Raw genomic sequence first — 18,018 nt, forward strand, 5'->3', positions numbered from 1 at the left:
TGGACTCCTTCTTGCTCAGGCGGGGATCGGCCCGGGCGCTTCGGTGCCTCAGGCCCGGGCGTCGGGGCGGTCGCGCTTGGGATCGGTCCGCTCCTCGAGCCGCTCCAAGCGTACCTTCTGGAGCGCGGACTCCTCGGCCAGCGTCCGTGTCTTGTCCTCGAGGTCGGTCAGCTCCGCGCTGTGCTGGAGGTTGACCAAGAAGAGCAGGACGATCGAGACGAAGAAGGCGAGGTTGCTCGGGACGCCGACACCGAGGACGGCTGCGAGCCAGGCGACACTGGCGGGGAAGACCGCGCCGATGAGGGCGAGGGTCGCGGCCAGGATCCACCAGATGGCGTGGCGTTCACGGAGGCGTCGGCGTCGGAGGAGTTCGATCACCGACACGAGGGCGATCACTGCGGCCCCGATGGAGAGGAGGTAGGTCATCGTGCTCATTGCGCGACCTCGGTTCTCGGGAGCGCGACCTTCGGGCGGATCATCGCGAAGACGAGCGCCATTCCCGCACGCGCCAGGTATGCGGCGGCCTTCACCGGGTGGTGGGACGGCACGCCGCCTTGACGGTCGCGCATCGCCACCGGCATCTGACGGATCCGCAGGCCCGCCCGTGCCGCGATGACCAGCGCCTCGACGGTGTCCCCGAGGTACTCGGCCGGGTAGGTCGCCGCGAACAGGGCGACCGCCCGGGGGCCGCACGCCTTGAAACCGCTCGTCGCATCGGTGAGCGTCGTGTCGGCGATGCCGCCGATGACCGAGGCGAGCACCTTCATCGCCCATCGCCGGGGTCCGCGGGCGGTGTACGTGCCGACGCCGGCGAATCGGGCACCGATCGCGATGTCGGCCGCCTCGAGTTCGGCGACCAGACGCGGCACGTCTCGAGGATCGTGCTGACCGTCTGCATCGACCTGCACGACCGCCGTGTAGCCGTTCCGCTGCGCGTACCGGAAGCCAGCACGCATGGCTCCGCCGACACCGAGGTTGAACGGGAGGTCGACGACGGCGACTCCACGACCGTGGGCGACTGCGACCGTGGCATCGCTCGAACCGTCGTTCACGACGAGGCAGTCGATCGTCGGCAGCGCCTCCGAGATCTCGTCGAGCACGGGGCCAAGAGCCTGCTCCTCGTTGAATGCTGGCAGCACGATGAGCGGGCGCAGCGGAGTCGAGGGCATGACGGTGATACTAGCAATCGAACCCCGCCGAAGACGCCCGGCGAGTGCTCGTCTACGATCGATGTGTGAAGGTTCTCAGTGTCGTCGGCGCCCGCCCGCAGTTCGTCAAGCTCGCCCCGATCGCCCGGGCGGCCGATGCCGCCGGGGTCGAGCACGTCATCGTCCACACCGGTCAGCACTACGACCCGATGCTGTCGGACGTCTTCTTCGACGACCTCCGCATTCCCGCGCCGGACGTGCACCTCGGGGTCGGGTCCGGCAGCCATGGGGTGCAGACGGGCGCGATGCTCGGTGCGCTCGACGCCGTCCTGAGCGAGCACGACCCCGATTGGGTGCTCGTGTACGGCGACACCAACTCCACACTGGCTGCGGCCGTGAGTGCGGTGAAGCTGCACTATCCGGTCGCGCATCTCGAGGCAGGGTTGCGGTCGTTCAACCGGCGGATGCCCGAGGAGCACAACCGCGTGCTCACCGATCACGCGGCCGATCTCTGCCTCGCGCCGACGCGCGTGGCGCTCGAACACCTCGCAGCTGAGGGCCTCTCCGAGCGATCGGTGGTGGTCGGCGATGTCATGACCGATGTCCTGCTGGGTGTCCGCGACGCGGTCACCGACGAATTCCCGCAACTGCTGCTCGACGCAGGCCTTCGGGAGCATGGGTACTACCTCGCCACCATCCACCGTGCCGAGAACACGGACGACCCGGCCAGGCTGCGCTCGATCGTCGAGAGTCTCTCCGGCCTCGACCGCCCGGTGCTGATCGTGGCGCATCCGCGACTCGTCGCGAAGGCGGCCGAGCACGGCATCGACCTCTCGACGGGCACGCTCGTGCCTCACCGCCCGCTGCGGTACCCCGAACTCGTCTCGGTCGCACTTCGCAGCGCAGGCGTGGTGACCGATTCCGGCGGTCTGCAGAAGGAGGCCTTCCTGCTCGGGGTCCCGTGCACGACTGTGAGGAGCGAGACCGAATGGGTCGAGACGGTCGAACTCGGTTGGAACGTCCTGGCCGAGACGCACGAAGCGATCGCGCGTGCTGTTCAGCGACCGATGCCGGCGCCCACCGACGCACAGCCGTATGGTGACGGTCGAGCCGCCGAGCGGGTGATCGAGGTGCTGCTCGAGGGCGCGCGCGCCTGAGCCGAAGCGGTGGGGCGTCCCTGAGGGCTTGCAGCCGCCGGCGTCGCACTGAGCCGGGAGTCGACCGCAGCAGCAGCGCGGAAGTTCGGAGACGCTAGGATTGGCGGACGTCTCTTGTGCCATCGGGCAGAATCATGAAGTGGAAGGTGGTCGCGTGAGCGGTCCAGAATTCATCCCTGCGGCGAAGCCGATCATCGGCGATGAGGAACGTGCTGCGGTCGATGCGGTGCTCCGTTCCGGCATGGTCGCTCAGGGGCCCGAAGTCGCCGCGTTCGAGCGCGAGTTCTCCGAGGTGCTGCTCGACGGCCGGGCCTCAGTCGCCGTCAACTCCGGCACCTCCGGGCTGCATCTCGGACTGCTCGCCGCCGGCGTCGGCCCGGGCGACGAAGTGATCGTGCCTTCGTTCACGTTCGCCGCGACCGCCAACTCCGTCGCCCTGACCGGAGCGACCCCGGTGTTCGCTGACATCGAGCCCGAGAACTTCGGCCTCGATGTGGCGTCGGTCGAATCGCTCATCACCGAGCGGACCGCCGGCATCATGCCGGTCCACCTCTACGGGCACCCGGCGAACGTCCTCGCGCTCGGTGAACTCGCGGAACGGCGCGGGGTGAAGCTCTTCGAAGACGCCGCCCAGGCTCATGGGGCCTCGGTCGATGGCCGGCGTGTCGGCACCTTCGGCGCTTTCGCCATGTTCAGCCTGTATCCGACGAAGAACATGACATCCGGCGAGGGCGGTATGGTCTCGACCGGCGACGCCGCCGTCGAGCGCCGGCTCCGACTGCTCCGCAACCAGGGCATGGAGCGCCAGTACGAGAACGAGGTCGTCGGATTCAACGCGCGCATGACCGACATCCACGCTGCGATCGGTCGTGTCCAGCTCACGAAGGTGGATGCCTGGACTCGTGCCCGTCAGGAGAACGCGGCGTTCTTCGACGCTCACCTCCGAGGGGTCGTCGTACCGCCGGTGGCGCCCGGCGCCGTGCACGTCTACCACCAGTACACGATCCGCGTGCTCGACGATCGCGACGGCTTCGTGAAGGCGCTGAATGACGAGTACCAGATCGGAAGCGGGGTCTACTACCCGATCCCGAACCACCGCCTTCCCTCCCTCGCGCACTATGCTCCGGGACTCGAACTGCCCGAGACCGAGAAGGCCGCGCTCGAAGTCGTCTCGTTGCCGGTGCACCCATCGCTGACCCAGGACGACCTGGATCGCATCGTCACGGCCGTGAACACGCTCGCGGGGGCGGGCGCCTGATGGGCGAACTGCGCGCAGGCCTGCTCGGAGTCGGCATGATGGGTCGGCACCACGCGCGGGTGATGCGCGAACTCGACGGCGTCGAGCTGGTGGCGATCGCCGATCCCGCTGGGGATCCGCACGGCGTCGCCGGCCCACTCGAGGTGCTGCCGGACATCGACGCGCTCATCGAGGCCGGCATCGACATCGCGGTCGTCGCGGTACCCACGCGGTTCCACGAGGATGCCGCGCTCAAGCTCGCGGCGGCAGGCGTCCATGCCCTCGTGGAGAAGCCCATCGCCGAGTCGGTCGAGGCCGGAGCGCGCATGGTGGAGGCATTCCGACAGGCCGGGCTCGTGGGGGCGGTCGGGCACATCGAGCGTTTCAACCCGGCCCTGCAGGAGCTGCGCCACCGCCTCGAGGCCGGCGAGCTCGGAGCCGTCTATCAGATCCAGACGCGCCGTCAGGGACCGTTCCCCTCGCGGATCGCGGATGTCGGGGTCGCGAAGGACCTCGCCTCGCATGATGTCGATCTCACGGCCTGGGTCGCGCAGAGCGAGTATGAGTCGGTGTTCGCGCAGACCACCTTCAAGAGCGGGCGCGAGCACGAGGACATGATCGCGATCACCGGGCGTCTGACGTCCGGGACGATCGTGAATCATCTCGTGAACTGGCTCAGCCCGATGAAGGAACGAGTCACGGTCGTGACGGGGGAGCGGGGGGCGTTCGTCGCGGACACCTCGACCGGTGACCTCACGTTCTACGCCAACGGCACGATCCCCCTCGAATGGGAGTCGGTCACCGCGTTCCGCGGCGTATCCGAGGGTGATGTGACGCGATATGCCTTCCCCAAGCGCGAACCGCTGAGGATCGAGCACGAGGCGTTCCGCGACGCCGTACTCGGCAAGCCGAGCGACGTCGTGACGATGGAACAGGCGCTTCGGACGCTCGCCGTCGTGGAGGCGGCGCTCGAGAGCGCGCGCGAGGGCAAGGTCCTGCAGCCCTAGCATCATGAAGCAAATCGCTCGCACCCTCCGGCGGCTCCTGCCGTTCCTGCCGCACTCAGCGCGTCGGTTCCTCCTCATCTTCTCGCTGATCTCCGCAGGTCTCGCCGTCATCGACGTCGTGGCGCTGATGCTCCTCGCACTGACCCTCGCCGCGGTGATCTCCGGCGAGCCGCTGTCGCTGCCGATCATCGGCCAGATCGGCGAGGACCAGGTCTTGTGGCTCGTCCTCGTCCTCGCCCTGATCGTCATCGGCAAGTCGGCCGCCAACGTGTGGCTCCAGTGGATCGCGACGCGACGGTTCGCGTCGTACGAACTCGCGATCGGCCAGGAACTCTTCGGCGCGTACATCCGCGCCTCGTGGACCGATCGGCTCTCGCGCAACAGCGCCCAGATCGTGGCGATGACCGACAGCGGCATCGCCAACGTCGTCGCGGGATTCCTCCTCCCGCTCACGACGCTGCTGGGCCTCCTGGTGACATCCGTCGGAGTGGTCGGCGTGATCGTGTTCGCCCAGCCCGTGACGGCGCTCGTCACGGTCGTCTACCTGGGCGGTATCGCGATGCTGCAGTACGTCGTGCTCAGCGGCAAGACGAGACAGGCGGCGCGGGTCGCACGCGACTCGTCCTTGCGCGTTGCCGCGCTCATCTCGGGGATGGTCGCGTCCCTGAAGGAGATCACGCTGCGCGACAAGGCCGACGAGGTCAGCGAGGTCGTACGCAGGAATCGGGCCCAGACCGCCCAGGCCCGCGCGAACGCGAGCTTCCTCTCCGCGGTTCCGCGGTTCATCTTCGACGCGGCGATCATCGGCGGCTTCCTCATCGTGGGCGGCGCCGCCTTCCTCTTCGGCGGACGGGAGGAGGCCATCGCGGCCATCGCGTTGTTCGGTATCGCGGGATTCAGGCTCGTCCCCTCGCTCACCGGGTTCCAGGCCGTCATCACCCGGACGATGACCTCCGTCCCGTATGTCGATGCCGTGGTCGCGGACGTCGAGGCGTCGGCGAAGTTCCGCGCCGATCGCGAGGTGCTCGGCAAGGAGCCGCTGCCCGGACAGCCGAAGGTGCTCGAGCTGACCGACGTGGCCTTCACCTTCCCGGGTAGCGACGTACCCGCCGTTCGCGACGTCGACCTGAGCGTGCCGATGGGGTCGAGCATCGGCATCGCGGGCGCCTCGGGCGCCGGGAAGTCCACGCTCATCGACCTGCTGCTCGGCCTGCTGACGCCGACCGCGGGGCAGATCCGTATCGACGGGCTGCCGCTCGAAGAGGTGATGGACGCGTGGCGCAAGCACGTGGCGTTCGTCCCCCAGGAGGTGACCCTCTTCGACGGCACGATCGCGCAGAACATCGCCCTCACCTGGGGCGACGAGGTCGACCTGGCCAGAGTGGAGCAGGCCGCCCGCCGCGCCCAGCTGTGGAGCGTCATCGAGCAGCGAGCGAACGGACTGAACGAACGGGTCGGAGAACGTGGTCTCGCCCTCTCCGGCGGTCAGCGGCAGCGACTCGGGATCGCACGCGCCCTGTACACGGATCCGCTCGTGCTCGTCCTGGACGAGGCGACGAGCGCCCTCGACACCAAGACCGAATCCGACGTCGCCGCGGCGATCCGCGATCTCCGTGGCGACGTCACCGTGATCGCGGTCGCGCATCGGCTCAGCACGATCCGCGAGTCGGACATCGTCATGTTCATGAAGGACGGGACAGTCGAGGCTCAGGGCGACTTCACCTCGGTCGTGGCGCAGAGCCCGGAGTTCGCGGCTCAGGCGAAGCTGGCCGGGCTCGCATGACCGGCGTGCTGAGAGATCTCACGCGGAAAGCGGGTATCGCCTACCGGCTCGCAGTCGGGTCGCTGCCCGATCGGATCTCCCGGTGGCTCCGGCCGCCATCGCGCCGGTACTCGCTCGCGGAGGTCCCGGCTCCGGTGACCGCGCCCGCGGGCGATGTCCGACTGTACGTCGCGCCGGCGAACTTCGCCGCCCAGGGCTACCAGTGGGCGCGTTCCGCCGAGCGCCTCCAGGGAGTCGGCGCGGTCAACATGCAGTACCGCACGCGCAGCGACTTCGGCTTCCCTGCCGACTACTCCGTCTCCGAGAGAGTGTTCACCTCGTCGGGCGACTGGGGCCGGCGACAGCGGGACGCGGTGGCGGCACAATTCACCCACGTGCTCATCGAAGCGGAACGTCCGCTCTTCGGCCTCGCATTCCAGGGATTCGTCGAACGCGAGGCGAACTGGCTACTCGAGCGCGGCCTCGCGGTCGGCTTGGCGAGCCTCGGAACGGATCTCCGTCTGCCGAGCCGCCACGCTCAGGTCGACGAGTGGTCGCCGTTCCGCGACGCCGACCAGGACTGGATCCGCACACTCGAGGCCCGCGCGCTGAGGAATCGGGAGATCTTCGCCCGACTCGACGTGCCCTCCTTCGTGGCGACGCCGGAGCTCCTCCTGGATTGGCCGGCGGCGTCGTGGCTCCCGATCGTGGTCGACCCGACCGAGTGGAGGACCGATCGCGAGGCGCTGTCCGGCGAGACGCCGGTCGTTCTGCACGCCCCGACGAACCCGGCGGTCAAAGGGACGGCGCTCATCGAGCCGACCGTGAATCGACTCGCGGCGGAGAAGGTGCTGGATTATCAGCGGATCGTCAAGGTTCCTGCCGGCGAGATGCCCGCACGATACTCGAGCGCCGATGTCGTGCTCGACCAGTTCACACTGGGAATCTATGCGACGACCTCCATCGAGGCGATGGCGGCGGGTCGACTGGTCATCGCGCATCTCCATGATCAGGTCCGGGACCACATCCAGCAGGTGAGCGGATGCGAGGTGCCGGTCGTCGAGGCGACCCCGGCCACGCTCGAGGAGGTCCTTCGGGATATCACGGCGCACCCGGAGAAGTATCGGCCGATCGCGAACGCCGGTCCGGCCTACGTCGAGGCGGTCCACAACGGCGCGCTGTCCGCGCGCGTGCTGGCTCCGTTCCTGGGGCGGACGCCGTGAGCGGGCGCCACCTGCTCCTCACCGCATGGGCGTTCGCGCCGGCCAGGACCAGCGGCGTGTATCGCGCCATCGGACTGGCGAACGCATTCGCCTCGCGCGGGTGGGACGTCACGGTCCTCACTGCACCCGAGAAGACTTTCGCCGATGAGGGCGTCATCGACGCTTCCCTGTCCGAGCAGATCCATGACCGAGTGCGCACGGTGCACGTGCCGTTCTCCTCGGGCCTGTACGCGAGCGATGTCGCGGAGTGGTCGCGGACCCAAGCCCGATTCCCTGAACTCTGGGGCGCCGTGCGTGGGCTGCCCTTCCCGGAGGCCGGCTTCGGCGGTTGGCGTCGCGCCCTGGCCCGCGCCGCTGACAGAGTGCACCGCACCACGCGCGTCGACCTCACGCTCGGAACTGCGAGCCCTTCCGTCGACTTCATTCCCGGCTGGCACCTGAAGCGCCGACACGGTGTGCCGAACATCATGGACTACCGCGACGCCTGGACGATCGACGTGTTCACGGGTGGGCGCAACCCACGGGCCACTCGGCGCTCCGAGCAGTGGGAGTCTCGGCTCATCGATTCCGCGGATCAGGTCTGGTTCGTGAACGAGCCGATCCGGGGATGGCACGCGGCCAAGTACCCACTGGCGGCCGACCGGATGCGTGTGGTCTCCAATGGGTTCGACGTGGTCGACGGGCAGTCGCCGGCGGTGCCGATGGTCGATCACGTGCCGGGGCGCCCGCTGACCTTCGGCTACCTCGGAACGATCAACCACGGGCAGTTCCCGACAGAGGCGCTGCTTGCGGGCTGGACGCGCGCACGTGAACGATCGACCGAACTGGCGGGAGCCAGGCTCGTGCTTCGGGGATACCTCGGGCGGACGGGCATCGCCGACGAGCACCTGGAGGACTTCCTGCGCCGCGGCGCCGCGGTCGGCATCGCCTACGAGGGGCCGGTCGCGAAGGCCCAGATCCAAGACGTCTACGCGACGTTCGATGCCCTCGTACTCGCGCTCGCGAGTGGGCCAGGGGTGACCAGCGGCAAGGTCTTCGAGTTCGCGGCGACGGGGCTTCCGGTCGTCTCGGTCCATGATCCCTCGAGCGCGGCCTCGGCCGTCATGGAGGGCTCCCCGGTGTGGTCGCCGACGGCCTCGATGGGCCCCGACGACATCGCCGATGCGCTCATCGTCGGCGCCGAGCGTGCTCGCACGCAGACGGCGCAATCCCGAGCCGAGGCGATCTCGTGGGGTGCGCAGTGGGAACGCGGGCACCAGCTCCAATCCGCGGTGGACGGTGCCGAGCGACTGCTCGCCACGGGAGGCGGGCGCTGATGGACATCGTCGTACTCGCGCCGAGCGGACGCTATTCCGCCGATGCGCTGCCCGGGCTGGCCGAGACCGACCGTGTGACCGTGGTCAGCTGGGTGGGGGCACCTGCGGTCGAAGCGGACGAGGTGCTCGAGCTGAGGCAGTCCCCTCGATCAGCGAGGGTGGTCGCGGTGCTCTCGCGCAGCCTGGCGGGCCGAATGCTCGTCCGGGTGCTGCCGCTCGACGGCGGCGCGCGATTCTGGCGGGCATCGGTCGCAGCGGGAGAAGTGGCACGGAGGATCGGCGAAGCGGACCTGATCATCGCGGCGGAGCGCGACGGCGGATTCGCCGCCTGGAAGTGGATGCGGAACACCTCGCGCACGGGCGCGCCGCCGGCCGTCGTGCGTGGCTACGCCGCGGCGCGGGCGCGGATCTCCCGTCGGTGAACGGAAGCGACCTGCATCGAGCGTCGTTCGCGATCGATCGGGCGCAGGCGTCGGTGCGCCCGTGAAGGCTCGGATAGGATCGGGGAGTGAAAATGCGGTTGGAACGGGTGCGATGAGACGGGTACTGGTCGTCGGGTACGGCACCGCCGGCATCGGCATCGCCGATGATGCCGCGGCCCACGGCGACGAGGTCGTCGGGTTTCTCGACGATGCGAAGCAGGGCCCACGGGTACTCGGGCGGCTTGCCGAGGTCAACCGTGTCGTCCGTGAGCACGCCGTCGACTCGGTGTACTTCGCGATTCCGACGGTCGACGCTGCGAAGCTGCGCGAGTTCCTCGCCGGGCTCGAGCAGACGGGCCTGCAGCTGTCCATGCTCCCTCGGACCTACGAGACGATCAGTCGTGAGACGGTCAGTGTCAACGACCTGACCGACGTGGACGTCCTGCAACTGGTCGGTCGAGAGCCGGTCAAGCACGACATGCTCGACGCGCGACAGATGGTCGAGGGTCGCAGGGTCCTGGTGACCGGGGCGGCCGGTTCGATCGGTTCCCGGCTCGTGGAGCACCTGCTCAACCTCGGTGTCGGAGCCGTGATCGCGCTCGACTGGTGGGAGACCGGCCTGTTCCACCTCGCGAACCGGCTGCACGACGAGCGGCTGAACGTCGTCGTCGCCGACGTCAAGAACGTGCGCCGTCTGGAGCGGATCTTCGACGCGCATCGACCGGAACTCGTCTTTCATGCCGCGGCGTACAAGCACGTGCCGCTCATGGAGGAGAATCCCGCCGAGGCGATCGCCAACAATGCGCTCGGGGCCGAGAACGTCCTGCGTCAGGCGATCGCCTCCGGGGCGAGCCACGCCGTCTACGTCTCCACCGACAAGGCCGTTCGCCCCGCCAACGTCATGGGGTCGACGAAACGGCTGGGTGAACTCCTCCTCGGCGACCTCGCGCGCGACTCCGGCTCGACCAAGCTGACGGCCGTCCGATTCGGGAACGTGCTCCAGAGCAACGGGAGCGTGATGGAGACCTTCCGCCGGCAGATCGAGCAGGGCGGTCCGCTCACGGTCACCCATCCCGAGGTCACGCGCTTCTTCATGACGATCGACGAAGCCGCGCATCTCATCATCCAGTCCGCCCTGTTGGGCTCGAACGGCGACATCTGCGTCCTCGACATGGGTGAGCCCGTACGGGTCATGGATCTCGCGGAGAGCCTGGTGAAGGCGACGGCGCCGCACATCGAGATCAAGGTCACGCAGCTTCGTCCTGGTGAGAAGCTGTACGAGGAGTTGACGTACAACCCCGAACTCGCGACGAGCACGGCCAACAGCAAGGTGTTCATCCTCCAGGTGGAGAACGAGATGGATGTCCCGGTCGCCGAGATCCGCGGCACGCTCGACCGCGTACGAATTGGCGAGCTGTCCGACGACGATGCACGTGCCGCCCTCGTGGACATGGGCTTCAAGATCGATCCTCGGGTATCCCCGGGAAGCTCGTGACTTCGGCTCGCACGATCCTCGTGACGGGAGGGCGAGGTCGTCTCGGGCGGTTGCTCGTCGAGGATCTCCGCGCGGCGGGGCCCGAGGTGGTCTCGCTCGGCCGTTCTCGGCACGACGCAGACCATCCCGACGACGTCGTCGTCGACCTGCGGGACTCGGATGCGGTGGCGGACATCACGCGGCGGTCCGCGCCTGAGGTGATCGTGCATCTGGCATCGGTCTTGCGGGGTGGCGAGCTGGCCGCGGACAACCGGCTCATCGACTCGGCAGTCGCCGGCGCCGCGCGCGAAGCCCGCACACGGCGGATCGTGCACATCTCGTCGGGCGCCGTCTACGGAACGTCCGCCACCGAGGCACGTCGCGAGGACTCGGCGCTCGAGGGCGACGGCCCGTATGCGAAGTCGAAGATCGCTGGAGAAGAGCTGTTTCGAACCCTCGCGGACGATCGCCCCGAAACTGCCGTGATGACGCTCCGGGTCTTCAACGTCGCAGGCCCGGCGTTCCCGGATTCACTCGTGCACAAACTCATGCATGCCACGAGCGCGGAGCCGGTGACGGTCGTCGCTCCCGATCGTTTCGTCCGCGACTACATCCACCAGAGCGACGTGCTCGCGGTGCTCCGCGCGGCAGTCGGTGCCGAGCATGCCGGCCATCGCGTGCTCAACGTGGGTGCAGGGGCGGCGATCTCGACACGGATGCTGCTCGCCGGTCTGCAGATCGATGATGCGCGAGTCGTCGAGAAGGACGGCGGACCGAGCTTCAATTGGGCCGACATCTCGCTGTTGCTCGAGACGCTCGGCGTCGTGCCCGGTCAGGGTCCGACACGCGACTGGGAGTCGGCGACTCGCGCGGACTAGTCTCGTGCGGCGGCCAGCAGCGTCCGCGCGGCGGCGATGCCGTAGACGGCCTTCGCTTCAACGGGCGCCGAGCGTCGAACGCCCTTCCATGCGGCCAGGATGCCGTCGCGCTCGAGAGCGACGATCAGGTCGGCTTCGGCGAGTCGTGCCCGCAGCTCGCGGTCGTGACGCGCGGCGCCTGAGAAGCGCCTGCCCGGGTCGAGCGGACTCAGCCGGAGCAGGTTCCGTCCGGCGGCGGAACCGCCGAGGGCGCGCGCCGCGCGGGCGGTGAGGGCCGACAGCGCCGGCTTCAGCACGATCGCATGCACACCGTCACGGGCATCCGGGACGGACCGGGAGACGACGGTGATCCGGTCGATCGCCGGGTCGGGCGCGAGCTGCTCGAGCGCGGAATCGACGGCACCCGAGGGGACGAAGAGCACGATGTTCACCGAGCCGCCTCCGTCCGACGGCGATCATCGACCATCGTATGAAGCGCAGCGATCTGCGGGTCGAGTTGACGACCTCGCTGAAACTGCGTCGCCCACTCGCGCGCCGTCGCGCGCGCCTCCGGGGTCTGGTCGAGCGCGGCGTCGGCGGCGTCGATCAGGGCGTCGGCGATCGTCGACGGTTCGAGGTCGGCGACCGGGTACCACGCGGCCGCGTCGCGCAGCACGTCGCTGGCCGCGTTGCCGGGGTCGTGCACCGAGACGATGGGGAGACCGGTGGCGGCATACTCGTACACCTTGCCGCTCGTCACGTAGCGCCCGGTTCCGAGGACCAGGAGCAGCGCGTCGAATCGCGTGTACACGGCTCCGACCTCCTTCTTGGCGACGGCCCCGTGGTAGGTGATGCCATTCTCCGCGAAGGTGCTCATCTGCCGCGCGATCGCCTCGTTCGGTATGCCGGCGTGATTCAGGTGGCCCCAGAGCTCGACGCGCGATGCGGCGAGGAGCGGCGACCGGGTCCGAGCGAGGCGCCACCCGGCGACGAGTCGATCGACCGGGACGGCGGCGGACATCGTTCCGACGTAGCCGAACACGAGTCCCTGATCGGACGGCATCCGATCGGTCGGTTCGGGAGGGCTGTCGTAGCCGTTCGCGACGACGTGGAATCGGTCGGCCCGTGCCGGATAGAGATCGGCGTGCCATCGCAGGATCGGCTCGTTGACGAACCAGACTGCGTGGGCGTTCTCGATGAGCTCGCGCTCCCAGCGGGCGACCGCGCTGCCTTCGGGGCTCAGTCGGGCGCCGCTGAAGACATCGAGCTGCCATGCATCGCGGTAATCCATCACGTAGGGGATTCCGAAGCGCTCGTGCAGCACATGACCGGGGATGAAGTCGACGTGGGGATTCGCCGAGCCGAGGACGAGGTCGACGGGATGGCCATCATGGACCTCGAGCGCGGCCGACTCCAGCGCCGAACGCCAGCCCCCGTACGTGCGTTCGGGGAACGACTTCCTCTCCCGACGCGAGCTGAGGACGTTCCACAGCTCGGGCGCCGTAGCGCGCGAACGCGGCCACCGGCGCAGGTCGCTCTCGAACGCCGCGGAGTGGAACGGGACCCGGACGATCTCGATCGAAGGGTCGACGGTGCGTTCGAGGGACTCGTCGATGCCCGTCGACATGGTGAACGTCTCGCGGGGAGCGGCGAGGACCGTGACGTCCCAGCCTGCCGCGGCGAACGCGTTCGCGGTGGCCCAGGTGCGGTAGACGCCACCGCCGCGGCTCGGAGGGAATCCCCATGCGACGTACAGCAGATGGGGCCGGGTCTCGGCCGGAGCCGGAGTCGGCGTCGGAGCAATCACGCTGCGGCGCCTCCCAATCGTCGATGTCCTCGTCAAGTGTACTCGGTCGCCGGAGGCGCTCTGGGCGGGGCGGCGGACGTCGCTCAGCCCAGAGCTCGGTGACGTGGTGCCCCGTTCATCGACTTAGGATGATATCCATGCGCATCGCCGTCATCGCCCTCGGAAAGATCGGGCTTCCCCTCGCCGTCCAGTTCGCCGATTCCGGTCACGAGGTCATCGGCGTCGACGTCAACCAAACGGTCGTCGACCTGGTGAACGCGGGCACCGAGCCCTTCCCGGGCGAGGCGCACCTGCAGGAGAAGCTCGCGGAGCTCGTGCCCGCCGGCCGGCTGCGTGCCACGACGGACTACGCCGAGGCCGTTCCCGGCGCCGACGCGGTCGTCATCGTCGTGCCGCTCTTCGTGAACGACGCCACGTGGGAGCCCGACTTCGGATGGATGGACGCAGCGACGCGTTCGCTGGCCGAGCACCTGACACCCGGCACACTCGTCTCGTACGAGACGACCCTGCCGGTGGGGACCACGCGCGGCCGGTGGAAGCCGATGATCGAAGAGGTCTCCGGCCTCAGCGAGGGCGAGGACTTCCACCTCGTGTTCTCGCCCGAGCGGGTGCTCACGGGGCGCGTGTTCGCCGATCTCCGCAAGTACCCCAAGCTCGTCGGCGGGCTGAGCCCCGAGGGCAGCCGCCGCGCGGTCGAGTTCTACGAGGCGGTGCTCCAGTTCGACGAGCGTCCCGACCTCGCCCGACCCAACGGAGTCTGGGACATGGGTTCCTCCGAGGCATCCGAGATGGCCAAGCTCGCCGAGACGACCTATCGCGACGTGAACATCGGACTCGCGAACCAGTTCGCGCTCTACGCCGACGAGGTCGGCGTCGACGTGTACTCCGTCATCGAGGCGTGCAACTCGCAGCCGTTCAGCCACATCCACCGGCCGGGCATCGCCGTCGGTGGCCACTGCATCCCGGTGTACCCGCGGCTGTACCTCTCGACCGACCGCGATGCCGAGATCGTGCGCACCGCGCGCCTGCTGAATGCCTCGATGCCCGAGCGGCTCGTCGCGCAGGCGGCCGGCATCCTCGGCGACCTCAGCGGGCTCACCGCGGTCGTGCTCGGCGCCGCGTACCGCGGCGGCGTGAAGGAGACGGCGTTCTCGGGTGTCTTCGCGACGGTCGAGGCCCTGGAGTCGCGCGGCGCTAAGGTGCTCGTGCACGACCCGCTCTACACCGACGACGAGCTCGCCCGCTACGGCTGGACGGCGTACCACCTCGGTGAACCGGCCGACCTCGCGGTCGTGCAGGCCGATCACGCCGACTACCGTACCCTCGCCGCGAGCGACCTGCCGGGCGTGCGCCTCGTCGTCGACGGACGCAACGTGACCGCGGCCGACCGCTGGGTCGGCACGCCGCGTCTCGTGATCGGCGCGGGAGGAGCCCGATGACTGACCTCGTCGTCGTCGGGTCGGGATTCTTCGGCCTCACCATCGCCGAGCGTGCCGCGAACGAGCTCGGCCTCACCGTGCAGGTCATCGACCGGCGCGACCACATCGGCGGCAACGCCTACAGCGAGGACGACCCGACCACGGGCATCGAGGTGCACAAGTACGGCGCCCACCTCTTCCACACCTCGAATGAGAAGGTGTGGGAGTACGTCAACCGCTTCACGAGCTTCACGAGCTACCAGCACAAGGTGTACACGAACCACAACGGCGTCGTGTACCCGTTGCCGGTGAACCTCGGCACGATCAACCAGTTCTTCGGTGCGGCCTGCTCGCCCGATGAGGCTCGCGCCCTCATCGCCTCGCAGGCCGACGAGTTCGACACGAAGTCGGCGGCGAACCTCGAGCAGAAGGCGATCTCGCTGATCGGCCGCCCGCTCTACGAGGCGTTCATCCGCGACTACACCGCGAAGCAGTGGCAGACCGACCCGACCGAGCTGCCCGCCGAGGTCATCAGCCGCCTGCCAGTGCGCTACAACTACGACAACCGCTACTTCAACGACACCCACGAGGGCCTGCCGGTCGACGGCTACACGGCGTGGATCGAGCGCATGGCCGACCACCCGAAGATCGACGTCAAGCTCTCGACCGACTTCTTCGACGCCTCGCAGCCGATCAACAAGTCGGCCGTCGTCGGCAACGTGCCCGTGATCTACACGGGCCCCGTCGACCGCTACTTCGACTCGTCGGCCGGCCACCTGAGCTGGCGCACCCTCGACTTCGAGCGCGAGGTCATGTCGGTGGGCGACTACCAGGGCACGTCGGTCATGAACTACGCGGACGCCTCGGTGCCGTACACCCGCATCCACGAGTTCCGCCACTTCCACCCCGAACGCGAGTACCCGGCCGACAAGACCATCATCATGCGCGAGTTCTCGCGCTTCGCCGAGCAGGGCGACGAGCCGTACTACCCGGTGAACACGCCCGAGGACCGCGCGGCGCTCCTCGCGTACCGCGAACTGCAGGACGGCGAGTCCGACGTCTACTTCGGCGGGCGGCTCGGCACCTACCAGTACCTCGACATGCACATGGCGATCGGTTCGGCGCTCAGCATGTTCCAGAACAAGCTGGTCGAGCGCTTCGCGCGCTGACCCGCGTCACGAGAACGGCCCCGGGGCGGATGCCTCGGGGCCGTTCTCGTCTCGTCGGTGGGCTACTTCTTGGTCGTGAAGTGGGGCGCCCACTGCTCGGGGGCGGTGATCTCGGGCAGCGCGGCACGGTACTCGCGGGCGAGTTCGGGCCAGCGTCGCTTGAGCTCGCGGTGCAGGCGCCGGCTCTCGCCCAGGAGGCGGCGGAACGTCTTCGGGTCGCGGGTGTAGCGCACCTTGCCCGAGCCGTCGGCGGTGGAGACGAGGGCACTGTCGAAATGCGGCAGGCGGAACCACGTGCCGTCGCGCTTGGAGAGCTCGACCTGTGGTTCGGCGACGTTCTTCGACGCGGGGCTCGTGAACCACTGCCGAGCGGTCATCTGCAGCGTGAACAGGATGAGCGACACCCCTCGCGGTCCCTTGGGACCGATCGTGCCGGTCGGCACCGGGTAGACCCGCTTGCCCTCGACGGTCCTCGGGATCTCCGATTCGTGGCGCAGCACGGTCTTCTCGGGGAAGTCGGCCGCAGCGGCCCGGAGCTCGCTCAGGATGGTCGGCATGCCCTGCTGCATGTGCGCGGGGCCGGAGAGGATGTCGCGCAGCGCGCGGTGGCGGAGCGTCACGGGGTAGTACTGCATCGAGAGGAGGTGCTTGAGGTCCCAGCGTTCGCTGTCGCGCGCGAGGAGTCCGCCGTTCGGGAACGGTGAATGCAGCAGCGCGGCGACGATGCGGTTGCGGGCGTGGAAGTACGCCTGCCAGTCGATCGAGTCGTCTTTGTCGAGCCAGGAGACGTGCCAGAGCGCCATGCCGGGCAGGCTCACCGTCTGGTAGCCGGCATCGCGGGCGCGGAGGCAGTACTCCGCGTCGTCCCACTTGATGAACGCCGGCAGCGAGAGTCCGATCGCGCGAATGATCTCGGTGGGGATGAGGCAGAACCACCAGCCGTTGTAGTCGGCGTCCATGCGGGAGTGCATCCAGCTGGTCTGGCGAAGGTTCGAGAAACGGAAGTCGTGCGGCACCTCGTCGTGCGGCTGCTGGTGCCAGACGAACGGCTTGAGGTCGACCGTCTCGGCGAAGGCGTGCAGCACCGGTCGGTTGAGCAGGTCGAACATGTGGCCGCCGACGATGACCGGGCGGGTCGCGTGGCGCGAGAACCGCACCGCCCGCGCGATGCTCTCGGGCTCGATGGTGACGTCGTCGTCGAGCAGGATGAGGAAGTCGCTCGACCCGGCGTCGAGCGTCTCCGACATCGATCGGGCGAACCCGCCGGAGCCGCCGAGGTTCGGCTGCTCGATCATGGTGAGCGCATCGCCCAGCCGTTCGGCGACGGCGGCGAAGCCGGGCTCGTCGACCACGCGCTGGTTGCCCTGATCGACGATGTAGATGCGGTCGATGATCTCGCGCACCGCGTCGTCGCCCGCGAGCGCTTCGAGGGTGCCGACGCAGTAGTCGGGCTTGTTGAAGGTGGTGGTGCCGATGGAGGCGCCACCCGAACGCAACTCGGGGGCATCGGTCAGCCACCGTCCGTCGGCGACGACGACGTCGGTGTCGCTGGCGACGATGTCGAACCAGTACCAGCCACCGTCGCCGAAGGTGGTGACGGGCAGGTCGATCTCGTGCCGGACCGTGCCGGAGAACGGTTCGGCGGCGACCCGCTGAGGGACGCCCTGCGCGGTCGAGCGGTAGACGAGCAGGTTGCCCTCACCGCTCGTCTCGACCGAGAGCCGGACTCGCTCGACGTTGGTCCACTGCTGCCAGTACGAGGCGGGGAAGGCGTTGAAGTAGCTCGCGAAAGAGACGCGCTCGCCCGCGCCGACGCGGAACCGGTCACGATCGAGGATGTCGTCGAGGTGGCTGCGATCGCTCACCCTGACCTCGCGGTCGCCCACCTTCGCCCAGACATCGGCGTCGACGTACAGTGAGATGACATCGGGGTCGGCATCCTGAGGGAAGACGACGCGCTGGATCTCGTTCCAGGTCAGGCTCACGCTGCAATACTCCGGGGTTCGTGGTGATTCGCGCCG

The 18,018-nt window shown here is 68.6% G+C and carries 16 protein-coding genes; 11 read left to right on the forward strand and 5 right to left on the reverse strand.

What is annotated here, in order from left to right; genetic code table 11:
• Positions 1-48 precede the first annotated feature (48 nt).
• Both GQQ93_RS01475 and GQQ93_RS01480 read right to left on the reverse strand, forming a co-directional pair.
• Positions 49-435 (reverse strand): DUF2304 domain-containing protein, encoded by a 387-nt coding sequence (locus GQQ93_RS01475; protein WP_157422441.1) that lies wholly within the window; start codon positions 433-435, stop codon positions 49-51.
• On the reverse strand, positions 432-1,169 hold the full coding sequence (locus GQQ93_RS01480; protein ID WP_157422442.1) for a glycosyltransferase family 2 protein: 738 nt from the start codon (positions 1,167-1,169) through the stop codon (positions 432-434). Before GQQ93_RS01480 ends, GQQ93_RS01475 begins: the two co-directional genes overlap by 4 nt.
• Before the next feature lie 65 nt (positions 1,170-1,234).
• Between GQQ93_RS01480 and wecB the strand changes: the two genes are divergently transcribed.
• From wecB to GQQ93_RS01520, 9 genes are all read left to right on the forward strand, one after another.
• Positions 1,235-2,305, forward strand: a complete 1,071-nt coding sequence (gene wecB / locus GQQ93_RS01485; protein ID WP_157422443.1) for a non-hydrolyzing UDP-N-acetylglucosamine 2-epimerase — start codon at positions 1,235-1,237, stop codon at positions 2,303-2,305.
• Positions 2,306-2,459: 154 nt separating this feature from the next.
• Positions 2,460-3,563: a DegT/DnrJ/EryC1/StrS family aminotransferase gene (locus GQQ93_RS01490; protein ID WP_157422444.1), complete on the forward strand. Its 1,104-nt coding sequence runs from the start codon at positions 2,460-2,462 to the stop codon at positions 3,561-3,563.
• The gene (locus GQQ93_RS01495; protein ID WP_157422445.1) at positions 3,563-4,549 is read left to right on the forward strand and encodes a Gfo/Idh/MocA family protein; all 987 of its coding nucleotides are present in this window, start codon (positions 3,563-3,565) and stop codon (positions 4,547-4,549) included. The genes GQQ93_RS01490 and GQQ93_RS01495 overlap by 1 nt, the downstream gene beginning before the upstream one ends.
• 4 nt (positions 4,550-4,553) lie before the next feature.
• Complete coding sequence (locus GQQ93_RS01500) at positions 4,554-6,332, forward strand: ABC transporter ATP-binding protein (RefSeq protein WP_157422446.1); 1,779 nt, start codon at positions 4,554-4,556, stop codon at positions 6,330-6,332.
• A complete protein-coding gene (locus GQQ93_RS17820) occupies positions 6,329-7,534 on the forward strand; it encodes a glycosyltransferase (protein ID WP_170296090.1) in 1,206 nt (401 codons plus the stop codon). The genes GQQ93_RS01500 and GQQ93_RS17820 overlap by 4 nt, the downstream gene beginning before the upstream one ends.
• Positions 7,531-8,850, forward strand: coding sequence for a glycosyltransferase (locus tag GQQ93_RS01505; protein WP_170296091.1), 1,320 nt, complete (start codon positions 7,531-7,533; stop codon positions 8,848-8,850). The genes GQQ93_RS17820 and GQQ93_RS01505 overlap by 4 nt, the downstream gene beginning before the upstream one ends.
• Positions 8,850-9,272, forward strand: a complete 423-nt coding sequence (locus GQQ93_RS01510) for a hypothetical protein (protein WP_157422448.1) — start codon at positions 8,850-8,852, stop codon at positions 9,270-9,272. The genes GQQ93_RS01505 and GQQ93_RS01510 overlap by 1 nt, the downstream gene beginning before the upstream one ends.
• A 112-nt stretch (positions 9,273-9,384) precedes the next feature.
• On the forward strand, positions 9,385-10,767 hold the full coding sequence (locus tag GQQ93_RS01515) for a polysaccharide biosynthesis protein (protein ID WP_157422449.1): 1,383 nt from the start codon (positions 9,385-9,387) through the stop codon (positions 10,765-10,767).
• 20 nt (positions 10,768-10,787) lie between these two features.
• Positions 10,788-11,624: an NAD-dependent epimerase/dehydratase family protein gene (locus GQQ93_RS01520; protein ID WP_170296092.1), complete on the forward strand. Its 837-nt coding sequence runs from the start codon at positions 10,788-10,790 to the stop codon at positions 11,622-11,624.
• Here the strand turns inward: GQQ93_RS01520 and GQQ93_RS01525 are convergent.
• Together GQQ93_RS01525 and GQQ93_RS01530 are read right to left on the reverse strand one after the other, a co-directional pair.
• Complete coding sequence (locus GQQ93_RS01525; RefSeq protein WP_157422451.1) at positions 11,621-12,055, reverse strand: hypothetical protein; 435 nt, start codon at positions 12,053-12,055, stop codon at positions 11,621-11,623. The two genes, GQQ93_RS01520 and GQQ93_RS01525, sit on opposite strands and share 4 nt — an antisense overlap.
• Positions 12,052-13,410 (reverse strand): glycosyltransferase, encoded by a 1,359-nt coding sequence (locus GQQ93_RS01530; RefSeq protein WP_246191993.1) that lies wholly within the window; start codon positions 13,408-13,410, stop codon positions 12,052-12,054. Before GQQ93_RS01530 ends, GQQ93_RS01525 begins: the two co-directional genes overlap by 4 nt.
• A gap of 137 nt (positions 13,411-13,547) precedes the next feature.
• On the opposite strand from GQQ93_RS01530, the gene GQQ93_RS01535 reads away from it, so the two are divergent.
• Positions 13,548-14,849 carry a nucleotide sugar dehydrogenase gene (locus tag GQQ93_RS01535; protein ID WP_157422452.1) on the forward strand — a complete coding sequence of 434 codons (1,302 nt, stop codon included), beginning with the start codon at positions 13,548-13,550 and terminating at the stop codon, positions 14,847-14,849.
• The gene (gene glf, locus GQQ93_RS01540; RefSeq protein WP_157422453.1) at positions 14,846-15,997 is read left to right on the forward strand and encodes a UDP-galactopyranose mutase; all 1,152 of its coding nucleotides are present in this window, start codon (positions 14,846-14,848) and stop codon (positions 15,995-15,997) included. Before GQQ93_RS01535 ends, glf begins: the two co-directional genes overlap by 4 nt.
• Before the next feature lie 62 nt (positions 15,998-16,059).
• Here glf and GQQ93_RS01545 read toward each other — a convergent pair whose 3' ends face one another.
• Positions 16,060-17,982, reverse strand: a complete 1,923-nt coding sequence (locus tag GQQ93_RS01545; protein WP_246191995.1) for a glycosyltransferase — start codon at positions 17,980-17,982, stop codon at positions 16,060-16,062.
• Between the last annotated feature and the right edge of the window lie 36 nt (positions 17,983-18,018).

Origin of the sequence: Agromyces lapidis (assembly GCF_009749405.1) — a bacterium.
Classification (GTDB): domain Bacteria; phylum Actinomycetota; class Actinomycetes; order Actinomycetales; family Microbacteriaceae; genus Agromyces; species Agromyces lapidis.